The sequence below is a fragment of the Polaribacter vadi genome, from assembly GCF_001761365.1.
GTDB lineage: Bacteria > Bacteroidota > Bacteroidia > Flavobacteriales > Flavobacteriaceae > Polaribacter > Polaribacter vadi.
Genome location: NZ_CP017477.1, coordinates 166,965 through 187,152 on the forward strand (window position 1 = coordinate 166,965; position 20,188 = coordinate 187,152).

General features: G+C 27.9%; 22 protein-coding genes. 4 read left to right on the forward strand and 18 right to left on the reverse strand.

From position 1 onward, the window contains the following. Window positions 1-93 precede the first annotated feature (93 nt). Window positions 94-609, forward strand: coding sequence for a shikimate kinase (locus LPB03_RS00665; RefSeq protein ID WP_065318394.1), 516 nt, complete (start codon window positions 94-96; stop codon window positions 607-609). Here LPB03_RS00665 and LPB03_RS00670 read toward each other — a convergent pair. Both LPB03_RS00670 and LPB03_RS00675 read right to left on the reverse strand, forming a co-directional pair. Continuing rightward, window positions 601-1,104, reverse strand: a complete 504-nt coding sequence (locus LPB03_RS00670; RefSeq protein ID WP_065318393.1) for a phosphoribosyltransferase family protein — start codon at window positions 1,102-1,104, stop codon at window positions 601-603. The two genes, LPB03_RS00665 and LPB03_RS00670, sit on opposite strands and share 9 nt — an antisense overlap. Continuing rightward, the gene (locus LPB03_RS00675) at window positions 1,101-1,493 is read right to left on the reverse strand and encodes an Hsp15 family ribosome-associated heat shock protein (RefSeq protein WP_065318392.1); all 393 of its coding nucleotides are present in this window, start codon (window positions 1,491-1,493) and stop codon (window positions 1,101-1,103) included. Before LPB03_RS00675 ends, LPB03_RS00670 begins: the two co-directional genes overlap by 4 nt. Before the next feature lie 83 nt (window positions 1,494-1,576). On the opposite strand from LPB03_RS00675, the gene LPB03_RS00680 reads away from it, so the two are divergent. After that, window positions 1,577-2,494: an FKBP-type peptidyl-prolyl cis-trans isomerase gene (locus tag LPB03_RS00680; RefSeq protein WP_065318391.1), complete on the forward strand. Its 918-nt coding sequence runs from the start codon at window positions 1,577-1,579 to the stop codon at window positions 2,492-2,494. Between the two features lie 136 nt (window positions 2,495-2,630). Here LPB03_RS00680 and folD read toward each other — a convergent pair whose 3' ends face one another. From folD to LPB03_RS00755, 15 genes are all read right to left on the reverse strand, one after another. Continuing rightward, window positions 2,631-3,506 carry a bifunctional methylenetetrahydrofolate dehydrogenase/methenyltetrahydrofolate cyclohydrolase FolD gene (folD, locus tag LPB03_RS00685; RefSeq protein WP_065318390.1) on the reverse strand — a complete coding sequence of 292 codons (876 nt, stop codon included), beginning with the start codon at window positions 3,504-3,506 and terminating at the stop codon, window positions 2,631-2,633. Beyond that, window positions 3,503-4,933, reverse strand: coding sequence for a glycosyltransferase family protein (locus LPB03_RS00690; RefSeq protein ID WP_065318389.1), 1,431 nt, complete (start codon window positions 4,931-4,933; stop codon window positions 3,503-3,505). The genes folD and LPB03_RS00690 overlap by 4 nt, the downstream gene beginning before the upstream one ends. 1 nt (window position 4,934) lies before the next feature. Continuing rightward, entirely contained in the window at window positions 4,935-5,810 is an 876-nt protein-coding gene (locus LPB03_RS00695; protein ID WP_065318388.1) for an NAD-dependent epimerase/dehydratase family protein, read from the reverse strand. Next, complete coding sequence (locus LPB03_RS00700; protein WP_065318387.1) at window positions 5,807-6,523, reverse strand: glycosyltransferase family 2 protein; 717 nt, start codon at window positions 6,521-6,523, stop codon at window positions 5,807-5,809. The genes LPB03_RS00695 and LPB03_RS00700 overlap by 4 nt, the downstream gene beginning before the upstream one ends. 68 nt (window positions 6,524-6,591) lie before the next feature. After that, on the reverse strand, window positions 6,592-7,920 hold the full coding sequence (gene ffh / locus LPB03_RS00705) for a signal recognition particle protein (RefSeq protein WP_065318386.1): 1,329 nt from the start codon (window positions 7,918-7,920) through the stop codon (window positions 6,592-6,594). Between the two features lie 58 nt (window positions 7,921-7,978). Further along, a complete protein-coding gene (locus LPB03_RS00710) occupies window positions 7,979-8,416 on the reverse strand; it encodes a hypothetical protein (RefSeq protein WP_070239007.1) in 438 nt (145 codons plus the stop codon). Next, window positions 8,417-8,941, reverse strand: a complete 525-nt coding sequence (locus tag LPB03_RS00715) for a DinB family protein (protein ID WP_065318384.1) — start codon at window positions 8,939-8,941, stop codon at window positions 8,417-8,419. 100 nt (window positions 8,942-9,041) lie between these two features. Then, a complete protein-coding gene (locus LPB03_RS00720; RefSeq protein ID WP_065318383.1) occupies window positions 9,042-11,036 on the reverse strand; it encodes a hypothetical protein in 1,995 nt (664 codons plus the stop codon). 12 nt (window positions 11,037-11,048) lie between these two features. After that, complete coding sequence (locus tag LPB03_RS00725; RefSeq protein ID WP_065318382.1) at window positions 11,049-11,831, reverse strand: phage tail-like protein; 783 nt, start codon at window positions 11,829-11,831, stop codon at window positions 11,049-11,051. A gap of 122 nt (window positions 11,832-11,953) precedes the next feature. Then, window positions 11,954-12,664 (reverse strand): hypothetical protein, encoded by a 711-nt coding sequence (locus LPB03_RS00730; protein WP_139058930.1) that lies wholly within the window; start codon window positions 12,662-12,664, stop codon window positions 11,954-11,956. Window positions 12,665-12,736: 72 nt separating this feature from the next. Further along, window positions 12,737-13,897 carry a hypothetical protein gene (locus tag LPB03_RS00735; protein ID WP_065318380.1) on the reverse strand — a complete coding sequence of 387 codons (1,161 nt, stop codon included), beginning with the start codon at window positions 13,895-13,897 and terminating at the stop codon, window positions 12,737-12,739. After that, window positions 13,884-14,576: an outer membrane beta-barrel protein gene (locus LPB03_RS00740; RefSeq protein ID WP_065318379.1), complete on the reverse strand. Its 693-nt coding sequence runs from the start codon at window positions 14,574-14,576 to the stop codon at window positions 13,884-13,886. The genes LPB03_RS00735 and LPB03_RS00740 overlap by 14 nt, the downstream gene beginning before the upstream one ends. Window positions 14,577-14,581: 5 nt before the next feature. Beyond that, window positions 14,582-15,103 (reverse strand): COA_001 N-terminal-type choice-of-anchor domain-containing protein, encoded by a 522-nt coding sequence (locus LPB03_RS00745; protein ID WP_065318378.1) that lies wholly within the window; start codon window positions 15,101-15,103, stop codon window positions 14,582-14,584. A 524-nt stretch (window positions 15,104-15,627) separates the two neighbouring features. Further along, the gene (gene msrB, locus LPB03_RS00750) at window positions 15,628-16,107 is read right to left on the reverse strand and encodes a peptide-methionine (R)-S-oxide reductase MsrB (RefSeq protein WP_065318377.1); all 480 of its coding nucleotides are present in this window, start codon (window positions 16,105-16,107) and stop codon (window positions 15,628-15,630) included. Further along, entirely contained in the window at window positions 16,104-16,979 is an 876-nt protein-coding gene (locus tag LPB03_RS00755) for an alpha/beta fold hydrolase (RefSeq protein ID WP_065318376.1), read from the reverse strand. The genes msrB and LPB03_RS00755 overlap by 4 nt, the downstream gene beginning before the upstream one ends. 93 nt (window positions 16,980-17,072) lie before the next feature. Between LPB03_RS00755 and LPB03_RS00760 the strand changes: the two genes are divergently transcribed. Both LPB03_RS00760 and LPB03_RS00765 read left to right on the forward strand, forming a co-directional pair. Next, complete coding sequence (locus LPB03_RS00760) at window positions 17,073-17,894, forward strand: M48 family metallopeptidase (RefSeq protein WP_065318375.1); 822 nt, start codon at window positions 17,073-17,075, stop codon at window positions 17,892-17,894. A gap of 160 nt (window positions 17,895-18,054) precedes the next feature. After that, the gene (locus LPB03_RS00765; protein WP_065318374.1) at window positions 18,055-19,362 is read left to right on the forward strand and encodes an MFS transporter; all 1,308 of its coding nucleotides are present in this window, start codon (window positions 18,055-18,057) and stop codon (window positions 19,360-19,362) included. Window position 19,363: 1 nt separating this feature from the next. Here the strand turns inward: LPB03_RS00765 and LPB03_RS00770 are convergent, their stop codons facing one another. Further along, a complete protein-coding gene (locus LPB03_RS00770; protein ID WP_065318373.1) occupies window positions 19,364-20,098 on the reverse strand; it encodes a hypothetical protein in 735 nt (244 codons plus the stop codon). Window positions 20,099-20,188: the final 90 nt, after the last annotated feature.

The following is a 20,188-nucleotide window of genomic DNA, read 5'->3' on the forward strand; positions in this document are numbered from 1 at the left end:
AAATTAAATGAGGTGCAAATATACTACCTATCATTTAATTCTGAAATATAAAATTGAATAAATTTTAGCGATATTTGTAAAAAATATTAAGAAATGAAAATTGTGTTATTGGGGTATATGGCTTCAGGAAAATCGAGTGTTGGTAAAAAAATATCTAAACGTTTGAAAATGAATTTTATAGATTTAGATGATTACATTATCGACAAAGAAAAAGCAACTATTTCCGAAATTTTTAAAGAAAAAGGAGAAATTTATTTTAGAAATATAGAAAATAAGTATTTAAATGAAATCTTGTCTAAAAATAATAACTTTATACTTTCTTTAGGAGGAGGAACTCCTTGTTATGCCAATAATATGGAAATTATTAAAGAAAAAGCAACCACATCTATCTATTTACAAGGCAATGTTCCTACCATGGTAAAAAGATTAATTAATAAGAAAGCAAAAAGACCAATTATTGCTTCTTTAGAGGATGATAAAATTCCTGAATTTGTTGCAAAACATCTTTTTGAAAGACGTTTTTTTTACGAACAAGCAAAAATGACCATCAAAATTGATGATAAAACAAAAACTCAAGTTGCAAAAGAATTAGTGAAGTTACTAAACTAAATAGGCACTCGATTCGTTTTCAGAAAAAGTAACCTGAACATGTTCTTTTATAGATGTTGATAAAGAAACACCTTTAAAATCTGCTTTTACAGGATATTTTTTATGATTTCGATTTACTAAAACAGCCGTTTTAAATCTCTTTAAAGGTACTTCTAAGAAATGCTTTACACCATAAATTAAAGTAGTTCCAGAGTTTAAAACGTCATCAACCAACACTAATGATTTGTTTTTGTATTCATTAATATCTAAAGAAGTAGAAACTTTTTCTAAAGGTTTTTTCTTGTTGATGTTAACTTGGCAAATTATTACATTTAAAGAAGATATTTCTTGTAAAGCTGCAACTAACTTTTCAGCAAAAACGTAGCCATTACCAACAATTCCAGCAATTATAACCTCTTTTTCTGTGGTATTGTTCTCATAAATTTCATAGGCAATTCTTTTAATTTTTTGATTTATCTGAATTGTATCTAAAATAATATTGCTTTCTGTTGTCATAAGTTTTCTGTGGTATCTTCAAAAGTATCTTCTGTGTAATCTTCTATATCTCTTCTATCCTTTTTAGTTGGTCTACCAGCACCTTTTTTACGATAATAATCTTTAGAATATTTTAAAAGTTCGTTCTTTTCAAATTCCTCTTTTGGAGTACTATCTTTTCTATAAAGATCTACCAATTTTGCACCAACTCTGTTTGGAGGTAAATCTAAAACTTTTATTTGATAGTTAATTTGATTTTTTCTAACAACAATCAATTCGCCGCCAAAAATATCTTTAGAAGGCTTTAAATTAGTACCATCAATTTTAACTTGTCCCTTCTTACAAGCAGTAGTCGCTATGCTTCTCGTTTTAAATACACGAATGCACCATAAGTATTTATCTATTCTCATAAAAAAAAAGTTAAAATATATCTTTTGCCTTTTTACAAAGGTATAAAAATGGTAAATTGCGCCCCACTAATTTAAAGAAATAAATGACTAAATTAAAAAATATTATTGGGATTATTATTTTTGCAACTATTATATACGCTTGTGGAGACGATAATTTTATTAATAATCCATTCGCAGATATAGATCATGAAGCTTTAGCTATATCAGATAACGATTCTCTTGTAAAGTTTTTAAAAAATCATTATTATGATGCAGATTTGGATTCCGTAAAAACACTTATTACTGGAAAAACTCCAATTTTCGAAGACGACAAACTTAAAACAATGTCTGTTACAGAAAATGATATTGATTATAAATTGTATGTTTATGTAGCGAAAGAAGGAGATTCTGGTTCAGATCCTGATAAAGGAAATCCTACAAAAGTAGATTCAGTTTATGTAAATTATGCTGGTAGAACAATGTCTGGTACAACTTTTAGTAGTTTTAATTTTGATAGTAATTCAACAGGAATTTGGTTTAATCTTTTATCTGTAATTAAAGGTTGGTCTTATGGTTATACAAAATTAAAAGGTGGTGAGTTGAAGAAAGATCCTAATACAGGAGGCGTTTTTAATGGTCCTATAACCTATTTAAATGGAGGTAAAGGCGTTTTATTTATCCCTTCAGGTTTGGCATATCCTTCTTCTAATACTCAAAATTATACGAGTTCTTTAGTAGATACTAATTTACTTTTTTATATAGATTTATTAACATTTGTTCCAGATACGGATCATGATAATGATGGTGTACCAACAATAAAAGAAGACTTGGATAATGATGGTAATGTAAATAATGATGATACTGATGGAGATGGTTTTCCTAATTATTTTGATGTAGATGATGATGGAGATGGAGTTTTTACAAAAGATGAAGATGCAAATGATGATGGAGATCCAACAAATGATTTTAGCGATTCAACAAATCCTACTTTGCCTGATTATTTAAATCCAAATATCAAGTAATTTTAGTTTAAAATAAAAAAAGGCTTTTCATATTTATATGAAAAGCCTTTTTTTATGAATTTATTTTAGTAATTATTGTTTTCTATTAATTATTGAAAATAGTCAAAACAATGGTTGCTTGTTTTTTATACTCTATTTAATTTTTTCTCTGGCAAGCTAAAAGTGTATTTTTTAATAGCATAGCAATCGTCATTGGGCCAACTCCTCCAGGAACAGGTGTAATAAATTCAGATTTTTTTGAAACCTCTTCAAAGGCAACATCACCTACTAATCTATAACCATTTTTTTTGCTAGAATCTGCTAATCTTGTAATTCCTACATCAATAACTGTTACATTATCTTTAACCATATCTGCTTTTAAAAATTCAGGAATTCCAATAGCTGCAATTATAATATCTGCTTGTAGTGTAATTTCTTTTAAATTTTTAGTTCTACTATGACACATAGTTACAGTTGCGTTTCCGACTTTTCTTTTTTGTGATAATAAAATACTCATTGGGCTACCAACAATATGACTTCTACCTAAAACAACAACATGTTTTCCTGAAGTTTCAACGTTATATCTATCTAATAATTCTAAAATACCAAAGGGAGTTGCAGAAATAAAAGTGGGTAAGTTTAAAGCCATTTTACCAACATTTGTTGGGTGAAAACCATCAACATCTTTATTAGGATCTATAGCCATAATTACCTTTTGATCATCTATATGTCTTGGTAAAGGCAGTTGCACTATAAAACCATCAATATCATTATCAACATTTAAAACTGCAATTTCGTTTAAAAGCTCTTCTTCTGTAATGTTTTCTGGTAACCTTATCAACGTAGATTCAAAACCAACACGTTCGCACGCTTTTACTTTTGCATTTACATAGGTGATACTTGCGCCATCATTCCCAACAATTATTGCAGCAAGATGTGGGGAATCTTGCCCATTATTTTTTAGGTAACTAACTTCTAAAGCAATTTCTTCTTTAATGTCTGCCGCTGTTTTTTTTCCGTCTAATAAAATCATTTTTCTTTTAAAATATATAGTATTACTTGTATGTTATTATTTTTAAATTCTTTTAATATGTTGTAATCTGTATTTAAACTGTCATAATCTTCATCACTCAAATTATAAACATTTGAATAAAAAACATAGTCATTTTTTTTATTGAAATTTTGAAAAGATCGATGATCATTTTTAAAATCGACATGATGCAAAGCTGTTTTATTAGGGAAAAAACTTGCTACATCTTCAATTTCAATTTTGTTGTTATTTAAATAATCGATAGCTTTTAATCTTAAAGAATAATAAGGTAAATGTGCTAAAGTAGCATCCCAACCTTGTGCAATTTCTTTAGGATAAATCCATAAATTACCAGTGATTAAAGTTATGAAAATTAAGCTATAAACAAATCTCTTTTTCTTTAAAAATTTAACAAATAGTAAAAATGATAATAAATTTAAGAGAATATAAGAAATCAAAAAATAACGATGCCCAAAAGGATTGCTACTTAACAAACTTGCAATTATTATAAAAAAAACACTAGAAAAAGAGAGTATTAATAGTTGTTTAGTTACTTTACTAAATGCTGATTTTTTAAATTTTATAAAAATATAAATGATAACAAAATAAATTATAAATCGTCCATAATCGATATATTTATGAACTAAGACTGCACAGTTTTTGAGAAATTCGTTTAAAGAAACAAAATTTCGATGTCCAGACCAAGGAGAATTTGCATGAGAAACTAACCAGCCTTTTTCTATATAATGAATAGATAAATAGGCAATTGCAGGGATAATTCCGATAACATAACTAAAAATTAGTTTTTTTGATAAAATAGCTTTTTCTGTTTTTACAATATATTTTAAGTTGATAATTTCAAACAAAAAGACACCTCCAAATAATAACATACTTCTTAAAGAAATAATACTTAAAAAGAAAAGAGCTACTATTTTTAAAAAATAACGTTCATATAAAATTGAGTTGATAGCTAATAAAAATAGAAAAAGTTGAATAATTTCTGGGTTTACCAATACAAATTGCGTAGACAAAGTTGGATCGATAATGATCAGTAAAAAAGCAAAAAAGGAATGTATTTTATTCTTTATAAAATAAGATGTTAGTTGAAAAAGTTGATATAAAAAACCAATCGTAAAAGGAAGCATTAATAAGTGACTAACCCATAATTTTTGTCCAAAAACTTTCCACAAAATAGCTAATAAAAAACCTAAAGTTGGAGGATGACCTGCATCTAAATTGTCAGGAAGCATCCAATTAAAAAGGTTGTTTTCATATAAATGTGTACCTATTTTTGATGTAAAAAGCACATTGTCCCAAAAGATGCCAACATCCATAGAAAAAAGAAAAATAGCAAAACTTATTATTGTAAAAAATAAATATTGATTCTTTTTAGTATCAAAAAAACGCTCCAAAAATAAAATCTTTTTCATATTATTTTTTTACTGATTTTTTTAGATAAGATTCTAATTTTAAAGTGATGTTATTATCATCAATATTCCCATATGTTTTTAAACCATATAAACGTTCTATTTGATCTGGAACAACACCTATATTAAATGGAATTATTTTTGATATTCTCATTATTAAAAACATTATATTTCTAGAAACTCCCAAAGCTATTAAGGACTTTTTTTGATTCTTTTTTATAAGTTTTAAAATCTCTTTAAATGTAAAGTGTTCATTTCCATTGATGTGAAAAATTTTATTTTTTTCTTGATTGATGAAAATTTGTTCATATAATAACGTTCCAATATCATCAATATAAAGTGGAGAAAACTTAGAAGACATGTTTTTTGGATACAAAACAAACTTCTTTTTTAAAGAATTTTGAATCAATTTTTCAAGTCCTTCATTTTTAGCACCACCAAAAATTTCTGAAATTCTAATAATCTTCCAACGCTTAAAATTATTCTGTAAATAGTTTTCTGCTAAAACTTTTGATTTAGAATAGGCTCCATTATTTAAATTTGCGGTGTTAGAACTTATATAAATAAAGGTTTTTACTTTCCATTTTTTAGCAAAATCAATAAGATTTTTAGTCGCTATAAAATTAATTTCTTCGTATTTTTTTTCATTTTTTGAATGTGTTATTGCTGCTGCATGAATTATAATATCACAATCAATTAAATATTTTTTGTAAGTATTTGGGTTTTGGATATTTCCTTGAATAATTTTTATAGCATCATTTTTTTCTGAAATTAAATTTCTTGAAAGTCCAATAATTTGATATTCTGAAGAATTGATGAAAGGAATTAATTGTTGAATAATGGAAGAAGTAATTCCTGTTATAAAAACTTTTTTCCTCATGATTTAAAGTCTTTAAACTTAAATAAAAAAAGGTTTTTTACAAACTCTAGTATTGCTGAAAACTTCACAAAAGATTGTCGGTCATTTAAAGATAAAAATTCAGTTGGAAACTCGTAAAAGGAAATGTCTAATCTTTTAACTTCGAGCATTATTTCTGCATCAATAAACCAATCATCAGAAGTTAAATTCATTTGATTGTAAGCTTTTCTGGTGAAAATTTTAGGTTTAGAATTAATATCTTTGGAGTCAATTGAAGAAAATAAAATAGAAAATATAAAATTATATATTTTAGAAATTGATTTTCTGTAAAAACCATCTTCTCTTTTAATTCTGTAGGTTTTTACTAAATCGTACGTGCCTTTTTTTATTTCGTTATAACATTTGGTAATGTTCTCAATAGGGAATTGTCCATCTCCATCAATAACACAAAGATAATTTCCTCTGCAAATTGCCAACCCTTCTTTCATGTCCCAACCCATCATTCCTTCTTTAGGTTTGCAAATCGGTTTGTAAACAGCGTCTTTATTAGCAATCTCTTGAACTATAGTTGCAGTTTTATCATTAGAATTTTCTATAAAATTTGCAACCAATATAATCTCAAAGTTATCTGTAAGATTTTCAACTGTTTCTTTAACTTTTTCTATAAATGGAATGATAGAATACTCAGATCTATAACATAAAACAACAACTGATAATTCTGGATTTTTTTCCATTTAAAATAAAAATAATTTTTATTGACTTAAAATTAAAAAAGGTTACTAAAAAAAGTAACCTCTATATTTTATTTCATTCCTTTCATCATTTGCATCATCTTTTTGCCTCCACCACCTTGCATCATTTTCATCATTTTGCTCATTTGGTTAAATTGTTTCATCAACTGATTTACTTCTGTAATTGTTGTTCCAGAACCTTTTGCAATTCTCTTTTTTCTGCTAGAATCTATAGTTGCAGGTGTGCTTCTTTCTGCAGGAGTCATAGAGTGGATAATTGCTTCAATTCCTTTAAAGGCGTCATCATCAATATCTACATCTTTCATAGCTTTTCCAGCTCCAGGAATCATGCCCATTAAATCTTTCATGCTTCCCATCTTTTTGATTTGCTGAATCTGACTTAAAAAGTCGTCGAAACCAAACTGATTTTTAGCAATCTTTTTCTGCAATTTTCTTGCTTCTTCTTCATCATATTGATCTTGGGCTCTTTCTACAAGAGAAATAACATCTCCCATTCCCAAAATTCTATCTGCCATTCTATCTGGATAGAAAACATCAATTGCTTCCATTTTTTCTCCAGTTCCAATAAACTTTATTGGTTTGTCAACCACAGATTTGATTGATAATGCAGCACCACCTCTTGTATCTCCATCTAATTTTGTAAGTACAACACCATCAAAATTTAAAATATCATTAAAGGCTTTTGCAGTATTTACAGCATCTTGCCCAGTCATAGAATCTACCACAAATAACGTTTCTTGTGGATTTACAATTTTATGAATGTTCGAGATTTCTGTCATCATTTCTTGATCTACAGCCAAACGACCTGCAGTATCAATAATTACAACATTTTTACCAGTCGCTTTTGCATGTGCAATTGCATTTTTAGAAATTTCTACAGGGTTATTGTTACCAACTTCTGCATATACTTCTACACCAATTTGCTCTCCAACTACTTGTAATTGGTTAATTGCTGCAGGTCTGTACACATCACAACCTACTAAAAGAACTTGTTTAGATTTTTTGGTTTTTAAGTAATTTGCTAATTTTCCAGAAAAAGTAGTTTTTCCAGAACCTTGCAAACCAGACATTAAAATTACAGTTGGTGAACCTTGTAAATTAATACCAACAGTTTCTCCACCCATTAATTTAGTAAGTTCGTCTTTAACCAACTTTACCATTAATTGTCCAGGATTTAATGTTGTTAAAACATCTTGTCCTAAAGCTTCAGTTTGTACTTTTTTGGTAAATTCTTTAGCAATTTTAAAGTTAACATCGGCATCTAAAAGCGCTCTTCTAACTTCCTTTAAAGTTTCTGCAACATTTATTTCTGTAATTTGCCCATGACCTTTTAAGGTGTGTAAGGCTTTATCTAGTTTTTCACTTAAATTATTAAACATAATTTGTATTCTTTTTTAGTAAACACAAATATAATTATAACAACTCGCTTATAAAAGATTAATTTCTTTTTAAAAGCAGACTTGTAAAAAAGTTTACCAAGTGAACAAAAATGGATATTATAAAAATAAAAAATGATAAGAATATCAAAAAATTAGCATTGTTATTTGGAATATAATTGGCTAAAGAATTATCGCCAATCCAATTCCAACTATCTTTTGTAATTAATAGGAGTAGAGATAATATTTGTAAAAATAAATGTGTAATTGTTAACCATTTATTGGGATGTTTTTCAATCCAATTTAAAGCAAAATAGTTTACGGCTATCATCAAATAAAAAACTGCAGAAAATTGACAAAAAGATTTATATGGAAATACAAAATATGTGTCGTAGATTGGAATATCTAAATTTTTATCACCAAAAATAAAAGCTGTAATGAAAGTTATAATCGATAATCCAAAGAAAAACAAATAAGGTTGGCGAATTATTTTATTCAATTAATACAACAATTTTAAGGTTTCTGTATGATGTTCTGTGTGATGAGCTGTCCACATTATAATTTCTCTAATTGTCATTTTACCCATTAAGGGATGAGGAATAACTAATGTATCTAAGTTTTTGTCGCTTATTTTTTTGGTTTTATATTGTAGTTTTTTCTGCTGAATTTGGAATTTTGTTAGCAAACGCTCTCTTTCTTTTAAAGTCGGTATTTTTAAGTTTTGATTAAATTTTGTGACTCTAGATTGGTTTTCTTCCAATTTATCTTCATACTTTTTTGCGACAGTTTTATAATCTCTAGAAGGTCTGTTTGCTAAACCAAATTTATATTTTAGAAAGAATCTTGGATAGCTTAAAGCGTTGTTTAATAATTGCAAGCTGTTTACCAAATGTAAAATATGTTGTCCTTCAGTCCATTTATCTTTTGGACCTTTTTCCCAGTTTTCTATGGGTTGATTTTCTATCCATAAAAATAATTCTTGATGCTTTACTTCAAGTAAATCAGCAATTTCAATTTTATCCATTCAACAACATTTTATATTTAGAATGTATAAATATAAAATAATTAACTGAATTTTTAAAAAAAATAGTCATTATAGAGAATTAGATACTCTAATAAATTTATTAATTTTTTAGTGATTCTCTATTGGCAGTAATTTTACTTAGTAATCTTTTTAAAAGACGTATTAATGCTTCTTGATTTTCTAAAGTAGCACTAGCTTCAGAATTTGTATTGGTAATAGTTTCAGTTAAAGAAACATTTGTATTACTTGTAATGCTTAATGAGTTTTTTATGGCTTCTGTTTTAACTAAAAGTTTTTTGTAGAGATATAACATTTCTAATTGATTTTTTTCTGTACCTCTGTTATCTAATAATACTTTTAAATTTATAAAACTTAAATCTTTTAATGGAATTATTGATTCATAGAGAGGAGGTCCACCAGCAGTTGAAAAGGATATTTCTACACTAACACCATTAGTTGGTGCAGGAGTTGGTAATAAAAAAAAGCCTTTATATACTTTAGTTGTTGGTGATGCACCAGTTGATGTTATTAAACTATCATCATCATTATTTACGAAAGAAACCTCCAACTGTGTGTTATCATTCCAATCTAAATGAACAAATTTATTAATTCCTGTACTATCAGAATATCCACCTTCTAATAATGCTCCATTTTTAGTTGTAATTGTTGCTGAAGTAGATGTTATAATATTACCAGTATAAACGTTTGCTTTAATAGTAATTGTAGATCCATCAAATGCAAAAGGAGTTGCAGCTGTAGCATCAATAATAACATTATGGCCTTTTGCATCAATTGTATTATCATTTTTTGTAATTATAGTAGCTGTTTCTCCCTTGTAATTATCTACTAGAAATGCTTTTGCACGATCATAAAATTTTGCAGTTGTTTCTATTTCTGTATATGTATTTGTAATTGCTTTTGAGGGCTCTGTAATAAGTATATCATTAGACAAAATAATATTTTCTGAAATATCTTTATTAACTACAAATGGTTCTGATTTTAGATTGTGTAAATAGCTAGCAAAAGACTTAGTGTGGTTTTGTCTATCTGTTTTTGTGTTTCCTGCATACGTAGAATTTTGTAAGCATGTTTCTCCATCATAATTAACTAAACCTGTTATATTGCCAGCAGCATCTGTAAATTTATTGTTTAAAACAATATTAGAACTACCATCTATGTAATAACAACTTGCATTTTCAATGGGTAAGTTTGCAGCATCTAATACTTTAGCAGTATATCTAAAAGCAATTGTTGTAATGTCATTTGCATCTGCACTATTTGCTCTTAGCGTAGTAAAATCTGGATTTACAAAAACAATATTTGCATTTCCTTGGTTTGGTACAATATGAAATTCGCAACTATTTATTTCTACATCTTTTAAAATAGGTGTTAAATTATTTCCATTACCAAGTTGAAACGCGTATTTACAGCCTTCTACTTTTGTTGCATTTAAAGAAAATGTATTGGTGTTATTAGCTGCATATAATTTAATACCAACTGCTGTAGTATGATGAACTCTAGTTCTATCATAAGAAATAGTAGAATTACTAGAAGCCCAACCATCACTTAAACTAACACCATCTTCTGGTTGAAAGTCGCAATCTATTGTTTTAAATTCACAATTATTATCAACCCTTATTCTATTTTGAGCATATAAGGAACTTCCATAAGCTCTAAAAATTCCATTGTTAAATAATCTAAAAGAGTCGTTTGCAGTTCCTACTACTGAGAAACTTCCACCATCTGCACTTTGACCACCAGTGATATTTCCTTGTAGAACACTTCCATATATTTGAAAACTAGCAGCATTTATTTTTATATGTTGGTTAGAACAATTCCAAACTGAATTTGACCCACTATTTGCATCGTTTCCTATTCTAATTGGAGCGTTAAAAACATATGTTTTCTTATTTCCTGCAAGTGTTTCTCTAAAATGGTCAGATCCAATTCCGTTAGAAATTAATGCCTCATAAATACCATCACTTGTAATACCAGTACCTGTGCAAACTAATGTGCCATTATCTACTGTATAAGTTTGAGAATAACTATATAAAACAGAAAGTAAAACAATAATTGTACATATAACTTTTTTCATAATGATATAGATTTAGTTATAAGTTAAAGCTTGGCATTCAGTTAAAGTAGTTGGTTGCGAAGTTTGACCTGCATTATTCGAAATAGTAGCTTCTAATTCTACATTAACATCTGATTTATTATATTTTATAACTTTCCAGTCATTATTTATAATTAATGAAACATAATAAAAATTACTATCTGCTCCAGTTCCCTCAAAAATTAATTCATTAGTAACACTATTAAATGTAATTGGTTTCCAGGCATTTCCTGCTCTTAAATAAGCGTTTTTATTTTGAGAAGAATACATTAGCATGCCATCTGTTGGTGTTAAAATATCTATGGGTTTTAATTCTGTTGGTAGTAAAAATCCAAATTTTTGAGTGTTCGTTAAATCTAAAATAGCCTGAGCATAAGGATTTGAGTTGCCAATAGCAACGTTTCCAAGTGAATTTATAAGCATTCTCTCTGTGCCTAAAGTTTGAAAACGAATAATGTCTTCATCAGTAATTTTTTCTATAGATATACTCGTATCTCCATCATCATCTTGTAATTTTTTTAAATTGATTTTAAGCCAACTTGTGCTAGTTTTATCATAAATTTTAGTTATTATATTTATTGAGTCTGTATTATCAAACCAAATATCACCTTCTAAAGGATCAATAGGTTCAATGTTAGATGTTGTGTATTTATTTTTAACTAATGTGTTGATAGTTCCTTTATTGTTAATAACCCTAACTTCTTGAGCAAAACTTTTTTGTATGCAAATTGCACAAAATAAAAATATTAGAAACTTAATGATTATTTTAAAAAACATATACTAGAAAGCTACACTTTTAATATAAACTTAATTTATTTTAATGTTACTTGTTTTAAAGAGTTGACTATTTTTTAATAATCAACTCTTTAAATATTTAAACAAGAAACTTGAGTTTGAAATTATTTAATATATTGTACTTCAACAATATCTCCAGCATACATTGGCATTTCTGCTGCATCATATTGAATAGTTACTGTATCTGCTGTAGCAACGAAGTCTACACCTGATCTTAATTTTGCACCATTTCTGTATACAAATAATTTTGCTTCTGTAGTTCCAGCTGTTAAAGCAGGTAATCCTGAAACAGTTATTGCAACATCTGCAGCTGCATTTGCTCCTTGAGTATGAACTTTTCTTATACCACTTACTAAATCTGTAATTAGCATTTTTTTAAATTCACCTGTAGCTTCGTCTCTTAATAATAAAGTGAAACCAGTAGAATCATATGCAGTAGCTGCAATATCAGTAACAGGATTTGTTGTAGCATCTATAGCTTTAATTCCAGATATAGCAAATACTTGTCCTGTAGCATCTATATAAGTGTCATCAGTTAAAGTACCACCTAATTGCCAAGTTGTAATTACACCACCATTAGGAGCTGTATCTGTAAATGTTGTAATACCATTACTAGCTTGTAAGTATTTAATAGTACCCTTGTTATCAATAACTTTTACAGATCCACCATCTTCACCTAATACAGTATTTGTTTGTTTAGTAAAGTCTGTTGCTGCATTTGTTGATGTATCTGTTCTTTGTGCACTCATTGATCCAATAGTTAATAATCCTACTGCTACTAATGCAATTTTAAATTTGCTTGTAATTGTATTCATTGTTTTCATTGTTAAAATTTGTAATTGTTTTTGTTGTAATTGTTTACTTTTAATGTTTATTTATTGTTATTTTTAATATAATTGAACTATTCTAATTTTGTCATCTTTATAGCAAATGGCTTCTGGTTCTAATTTTATGCTTGTATTATTTACAGTTGTAAAATTGATACGAACGCCATTTCTATAAACATCTATTTTATCTTTACTTGTAATATTTAAAGGTGTTGTAAATACTAACTGACCATCTGTAGCTGTTATAATTATTTCTTTTTTTTGTGTTATAGAAGAAAGTGATCTTTGTTTTAAAACGCCTGTATTTTTATCTGCAACTACAATTTGATCTTCATTGTTTGTGCTTTCTTTTAATCCTTTAAAAGCAATTGTATTGGTTGCTGTTGTTGTAATAATAGTTGGTTCTATTAAATTGCCACCTAATTTTAAAGTACTTCCAACTTTTGTAAGTCCGTTTAAAGCTAATGTTGTTATAGAAACCCAATTACCATCATTATAAACCTGAATACATTCACAAGCTTTATTCCAAACTTGATCACCATCTTTTGGGTTTGTAAACTTGTTCTTTTTTGCAACATCATTATCAACAGTAATAAGGCCAAATTCATTTGTTGGATCAAAATCTTCGTTTACAGGCAGCCAATTGGTACCATTCCAAATCATTAAAGTTGGGTGAGCATTTGGTCCATAATTTGTTAACCAAATTAATTCACCAGTTTTATAAGGAGGTTCTAAATCATTAAAAGATTGTATAATTCTTACAACACTATATTCTTGATTAGGGTGTGGAATGTATAATATTTTTTGAGAGTCCAGAAAAACTAAACCTTCATCATTACTATGTATATCTAATTCAACATTTAAATATTTAAGATTTCCATCCCAAATAATGTTATTAAAAGTATAATCTATAGGTGTTCCTTCACCCACAATAAGAGAAACCATTCCATTTTCATCAGTAGTAATTAAATGTTCTTCAGTATATTCTATTCCTGCATCATTAGTTATTGTAAAACGCAGCGTAACATCTTCTGAACTTAAAGGCACTTGATTTTGCACAGCATTAGTTCCAGGAATTTGCACTTCTACATTGTTAAGTATTAATGCTTGATAATTAAAACCTGGTGTTTGAGCACAAATAATAGTTGACCCAAACAAAAATAAGACTAGCCATATTTTTGTTGCAAAATGCATTTTAGTATTTATTTTAAAATGACCCATAACATCTATTATTAGAACCATTAATACTAAAAAGTAACCCAAAAGAAAAAGCATTTGTATGCAATGAATATTGTTCTCCTATATTACTATCTTGATTTTTTTCTATAAAACTATCTGCAATATTATATTTTATGTAAGTTGATAAATTATCTGATATAAAATATTCTGCACTTAAACCTCTGTGATAACGCAGTAAAGTTCTATCATAGGTGTTATCTGTAATTAAATCGTTTACTACGTTTTGATATGCGCTAGTTGCTTTGGTTAAATAATCAAAAGAGATATTTGCGTGTACTTTTATTTTGAATAAAGCATCGTTTAAAACCGCAAAATTGAGCCCAGTTTTTACACCTATATACGTTAAATTGTACCTTAAAGGAATGCTTTGTGGATTATTACCAACATAAAAACCAGTATTTATAATGTATTTATTATAGCTTGCACCAACTTCTCCTTGAAACCTGTCTGTAAAAAAGTTGGCTCTAAGGCCACTTTCTAAAAACAAATCTTCAGATTTTGCATAGTTTAAATCTAAAGTATTGCCACCTAAATTATTTACATAATTTTTAAAATAAGCATTTTCTACACCAGCTTCTAAATAAACCTGCTGCGCATTTCCTACAGAAATAAAGGCTGTAAGAAATAGGATATAGCTATATGTAGATTTATTTTTAAACATGCTGTTTATTGTACTTTCAATATTTTTTTAGTTGATGAATTTTCTCCACTTTTAATTTGTATTAGATAAGATCCAATACTAAATCTATTCATTGGGATAATAATTTGATCTGTAGGTTGATGTTTCTCTGAGTTAAAAACTTTACCATTTACATCAAAAATTCTGATGTAAACATCATAAGTAGTTTTTTTAGCAAAACCTATTTTTATATAATCGATAAAAGGGTTTGGAGAAATAACAAAATCTAAAGTTTCTTTAAATGTATTTTCAGAACTATTATCTACCTTAAAGAATAATGTACTTGTTAAAAAACCTTGTTGTACAGAAACTTTTTCCGTTTTCTTTGTACCAATAATACCAGATTGACCAATACTTTGTTGTACACTATAATTATTGTTAGTTGCGTAAATTGTTGCAGAACCTACAGAAGTAATTGTAGATTTTAAAACAGAATATTTTTTTGTTGTTTGCTGAGAAAAAGCAAAACATTGATATACAAATATGTATATAAGAAGTAATTTTTTCAATCTACTAATGGGGGTTAGTTGTGAAATTTAAATTTTAATATAAAATAAGGGGCAAATTTATGCATATTAATTTACTTTACGATTGCTTTTGTTATAATTTTTGTGATTTGTCTTTCTTTAATTCGTCTTTTTCTAAACACTTTTTTGTAGTAATAAATAAGTAAGCTTTTTTATTAGGGTAGCTTGTCTTTAATTTTAGACACCCTTGTTTATATAAAAGTCACAATAAAATTATATTTTTTTTTAAAAAAATTAATTCCTTTTTTTTCGTGAAAAAAAATAAATATCTATCAACGATAAATTAATTTTTAAATATTAAAATAAATAATTGAAAATAAGTAGTTTAGTGTTTTTTTTTAGATATGAAATAGTAAGATTAATGTAGTTGTATTGGTAAGAATTTTACTTTTCGAGCATAGTTAATAATTGAAAAATTCTTAAAAAAAATAGATTTTTTGATTAAAAATAAATACCATCAAAAATTAATTTGAAGGTATTTAAAATATTTTAAGAGTTTTACATCCTTATTTAGCAGCTATAAATTCTAAAGCAGCTCCATTTATACAATGACGTTTTCCTGTGGTTTCTGATGGGCCATCATCAAAAGAATGTCCTAAATGACCACCACAAGTATTGCATTTTAATTCGGTTCTTGCATACCCAATTTTGTAATCTACATCTAATTCTACATTACCTTTTACTGCTCTATCAAAAGAAGGCCAACCAGTTCCTGAATCGAATTTATGTTCAGTTTTATACAAAGGAGTTTTACAAGCTGCACAAACAAAAGTTCCTGCTTTTTTAATGTCATTTAAAGGACTTGAAAAAGGTTTTTCTGTGCCAGCTTCACGCAAAACATTATAAGCAATTGGCGATAATTGCTCTTTCCATTCTGCATTTGTTTTTTCAACTTTATAGGTTTTTGTTTCTTTCGATGAGTTTTGTGCAGTTCCAACACAGCTTATCATCAATACTAAAATACATATACCTGCTAATTTTTTCATTTGTTTTGTTTTATAAAATTTACAATTCTGTTTACTGTTTCCTTATCTCTAAGAATTTTTGTGTGTCCTAATCCTTCTGTAAGCAACAAAGTTCCTTTCTTTAAATTTAGACGAATATTTACAGCACAACTTACAGCAACATCGCCATCTAAAACATCATGAATTACCAAAACAGGAATCTTTACTTTTTTAGCAACTTCATTTGTATCATAATCAATTAGTTGGATGTTCCATTTTTTCTCAAAATATTTTTTAAGTTGATGACCAAAATTGGCATTTAAGCCTAAATTATTTGCAAAATTAATTAAAATATCTTCCATTGTATCTCCAGAACCAACAGTAATTAAACGTTTAAAAATTGCTGTTTCAGCCTGTGTATTCATAATTGCCATAGCTCCAAAAGAATGACCAACAGCAGCTTCAAAAGGACCAAATTCTTTGTTTATGGCTTTGATACTTGCAATATATTCTAGCAAATTAGTTGTTTTTCCTGTTGATTTCCCATGTGAAGGTGCATCAAATGCAATGACCATAAACCCTTTTTCTAATAATAAATTAGCAATCATAAATAATTGAGTTCGTCTTCCTGCCCAACCATGAGTTAACAAAACTTTTTTATCTGAATAGCCATAAGATAAAATATGAATATCTTTTTGAATCGATGAAACATGCAGCGTTTTTTTCTGTGCAGCTTCGTCCATAGCTAATTCTCTTTTAGGTATTTTAAAATTGATAGGAGTTGTAAATAATTTTGATGCAAAATATAAACTAATGCTATCAGAAAAAATATTAATAGTTTTAAAAAACCACTGAATTGCTTTTGGAATTTTTAAACTTGACGTTAATTTTTCTTTATCGAAGAAAGACTGCATAATATCTATTAAAGTTACTTTAAGAATTAATAAAGCACAAATATTAATTAAATAATCAATAAATTGCTACCGAAAATCAAAAGATATTTAAAAATGAAAAAAATAACAACTTTATTATTGGTAGTATTTCTATTTGCTGAATGTAGTACTGTGCCAATTACAGGAAGAAAACGTGTAAATTTTGTAAGTGATTCTCAAGTTTTACCTGCAAGTTTTGCTCAATACAAAGGTTTTTTAGAAGAAAATAAACTTTCGACAAACAGAGAAATGACGAACCAAGTTAAAAGCGTTGGTCAAAATATTTCTGCTGCTGTAGATCGTTTTATGAGAGCAAATGGAATGGCAGAAGATGCAAATCAATATAGATGGGAGTTTAACTTAATTCAAGACGAAACTGTAAACGCTTGGTGCATGCCAGGAGGAAAAGTTGTTTTTTATACTGGGATTATGCCAATTTGTGATAACGAAAATGGAGTAGCAGCAGTTATGGGTCATGAAGTTGCTCACGCTTTTGCAAAACATGGTCAAGAAAGAATGTCTCAAGGACAATTGCAACAAATTGGAGGTTTGGCAGTGGCTCTAGGAACTTCTGGAGAAAGCTCACAAACGCAACAAATTTGGAATACAGCTTTTGGAGTTGGTTCTGGTTTAGGGATGTTAAAATTTAGTAGAGTTCATGAGCAAGAAGCAGACAGATTAGGGTTGGTTTTTATGATTATGGCTGGTTATGATGGAAGAGAAGCTGCTGAAGTTTGGGTAAGAATGAACGAAAGATCTGGAGGAAGTTCTCAGCCAGCAATTCTAAGTACACACCCAACGAACGAATCTAGAATTCAAGATTTGAGAAATTATTTACCAACTGCAAAGAAATATGCTGCTAAATTTAATAAAACAGGAAATACACAAATGAAATAATTTAAAAACATTTAGATTTCATATATTTAGCCGTTCAATTTTTTTGAACGGCTTTTTTAGTGAAACACTTTTTCAAAAAGTTGTATAACAACGAGTTTGAAATAGAAATGTTGAACTAATTCTGATGAAAATCAGAATCTTATAAACTAAATGATAATCTATGTTAAAAATAGGAGATAAAAAATTAATAAACGCTTGGGCCTTTTACGATTGGGCAAATTCTGTATATTCTTTAGTAATTAGTACAGCTGTATTTCCTATATATTATGCTGGTTTAACAGCATCAGAAGGTTTTGCAAATGCTGATGGGAAAATAGAATTTTTAGGAATGCTTTGGAATTCCACTTCCTTATATAATTATGCTTTGGCATTTTCTTTTTTAGTAGTTGCTTTAATGTCGCCAATGTTATCTGGAATTGCAGATTATGCAGGGAATAAAAAGAAATTTTTAAAAGGATTTTGTTTACTGGGTTCTATTTCAGTAATGTGTTTGTTCTTTTTTACAGGCAAAGAAACCTTGTGGGTTGGTATTGTATTTACCATTTTAGCAAGTATTGGCTTTTGGGGAAGTATTGTTTTTTACAATGCATATTTACCAGAAGTTGCACATCCTGAGCAGCAAGATAAAGTTAGTGCAAAAGGCTTTATGTTAGGGTATTCTGGTTCTATTTTGTTGTTATTAATTTGTTTAATTTTGATAGAAACCGAGGTTTTTGGTTTGTATGATAAACAATTTGGTTCGCAAATTTCTTTTGTTTTAGTAGGTTTATGGTGGTTGGGTTTTGCTCAAATTACCTATAAAAAATTACCAAATACAGAAAAAATTACCTTACCAAAAGATAATTATTTTTTAAAAGGAATCAAAGAATTTAAAAAAGTAGCTAAAGAACTATTTGAGTATAGTGAATTAAAAACCTTTTTAATTGCATTTTTTTTACTGAGTATTGGAGTGCAGACTATTATTTTAATGGCAGGTATTTTCGGTACTATTTTAGGTTTAGAAACTGCAAATTTAATTGGGACTATTTTATTAGTTCAGTTTGTAGGGATTTTAGGAGCTTTTCTTTTTTCTAGATTATCTAATAAAATTGGGAACATAAAAACTTTAAAAATAACGATTGCAATTTGGGGTTTAGTTTGTTTTATTGGTTTCAACTTAACAAAAGATACACCAAATATTGATATTTACTTCTACGTTTTAGGTGGCTTAATTGGTTTGGTTATGGGTGCAATTCAATCTTTAGCAAGATCTACCTATTCTAAATTATTACCACAAACTGAAGATACAGCTTCTTATTTCAGCTTTTTTGATGTTACAGAGAAAATTGCTTTGGTTGTTGGGATGGTTACTTTTGGTTTGCTAACTTCTTTTTTTACAATTCAATCAAGTGTGTTGGCTTTGGGTGTTTTCTTTTTAGGTGCTTTTATCACTTTGAGTACTATCAAAAAAACAAAATATGTGCAGTAATTTATTTTGAGAAAATTGTTTGCAAATAATCTTTTTCTATTTTTAGCACAAATCCTATCAAAATTTCTTGATCTTTTAACGTTAATTTATTGAGCATTTGTTCTCCTTTAGAAATAGTTTCCAATGCTAAACTCAACCCAGTAATTTCTTTTTGAGAAAATACTTTAGGTTTGTTTTTCATTTTTGATATTAAAAAACTAATAATTTCTTTAATTTTTTCGACCAACTCTTTATCATGAATAATATTGAAAAAAGTTTCTGTATTTTTCATAAACTCTTCCAATTCTTTATAAGATAAAAGTTGAATGAGTTTGTTAATTTTTTGAGTTGTAAAAGGAGGTTCACTATTTTCTTCAATAGCTTTCTCTACGATTGCATTTTCAAATTTTGTTGCACCTCTAAAAGATTTCATCGCTTTTAAACCAGCATTAAAAATTTTTGGCAGATGTTTACCATGCGTAAAAATTAATTTTAAAGATGGTAAAACTAAATTTAATAACTTTTCTGGATGTTTTATAAAATCATCTAAAGTGCTAAAAGCTTCATTTAATTCTGCTCTTTTATCTACATCAGGATATATATAGGTTAAAAAATACGTTTTTATATCCTCTAAAATCTCTTCACTAATAGTTTCTGGAAAATCATATTTTTCTTTTAAAATTTTATATTGATAACGTTCTTCAATCAAGTTTCTGTAACCGATAATAATTTCATTTAATAAGATTTGTTCAGACATAAAATAATTTTAAAAACAGGTTAAATTTAATGAGAATAAACGAAATATCATCGTAAAAAAAAGCAGCTAATACATTAGCTGCTTTCTAAT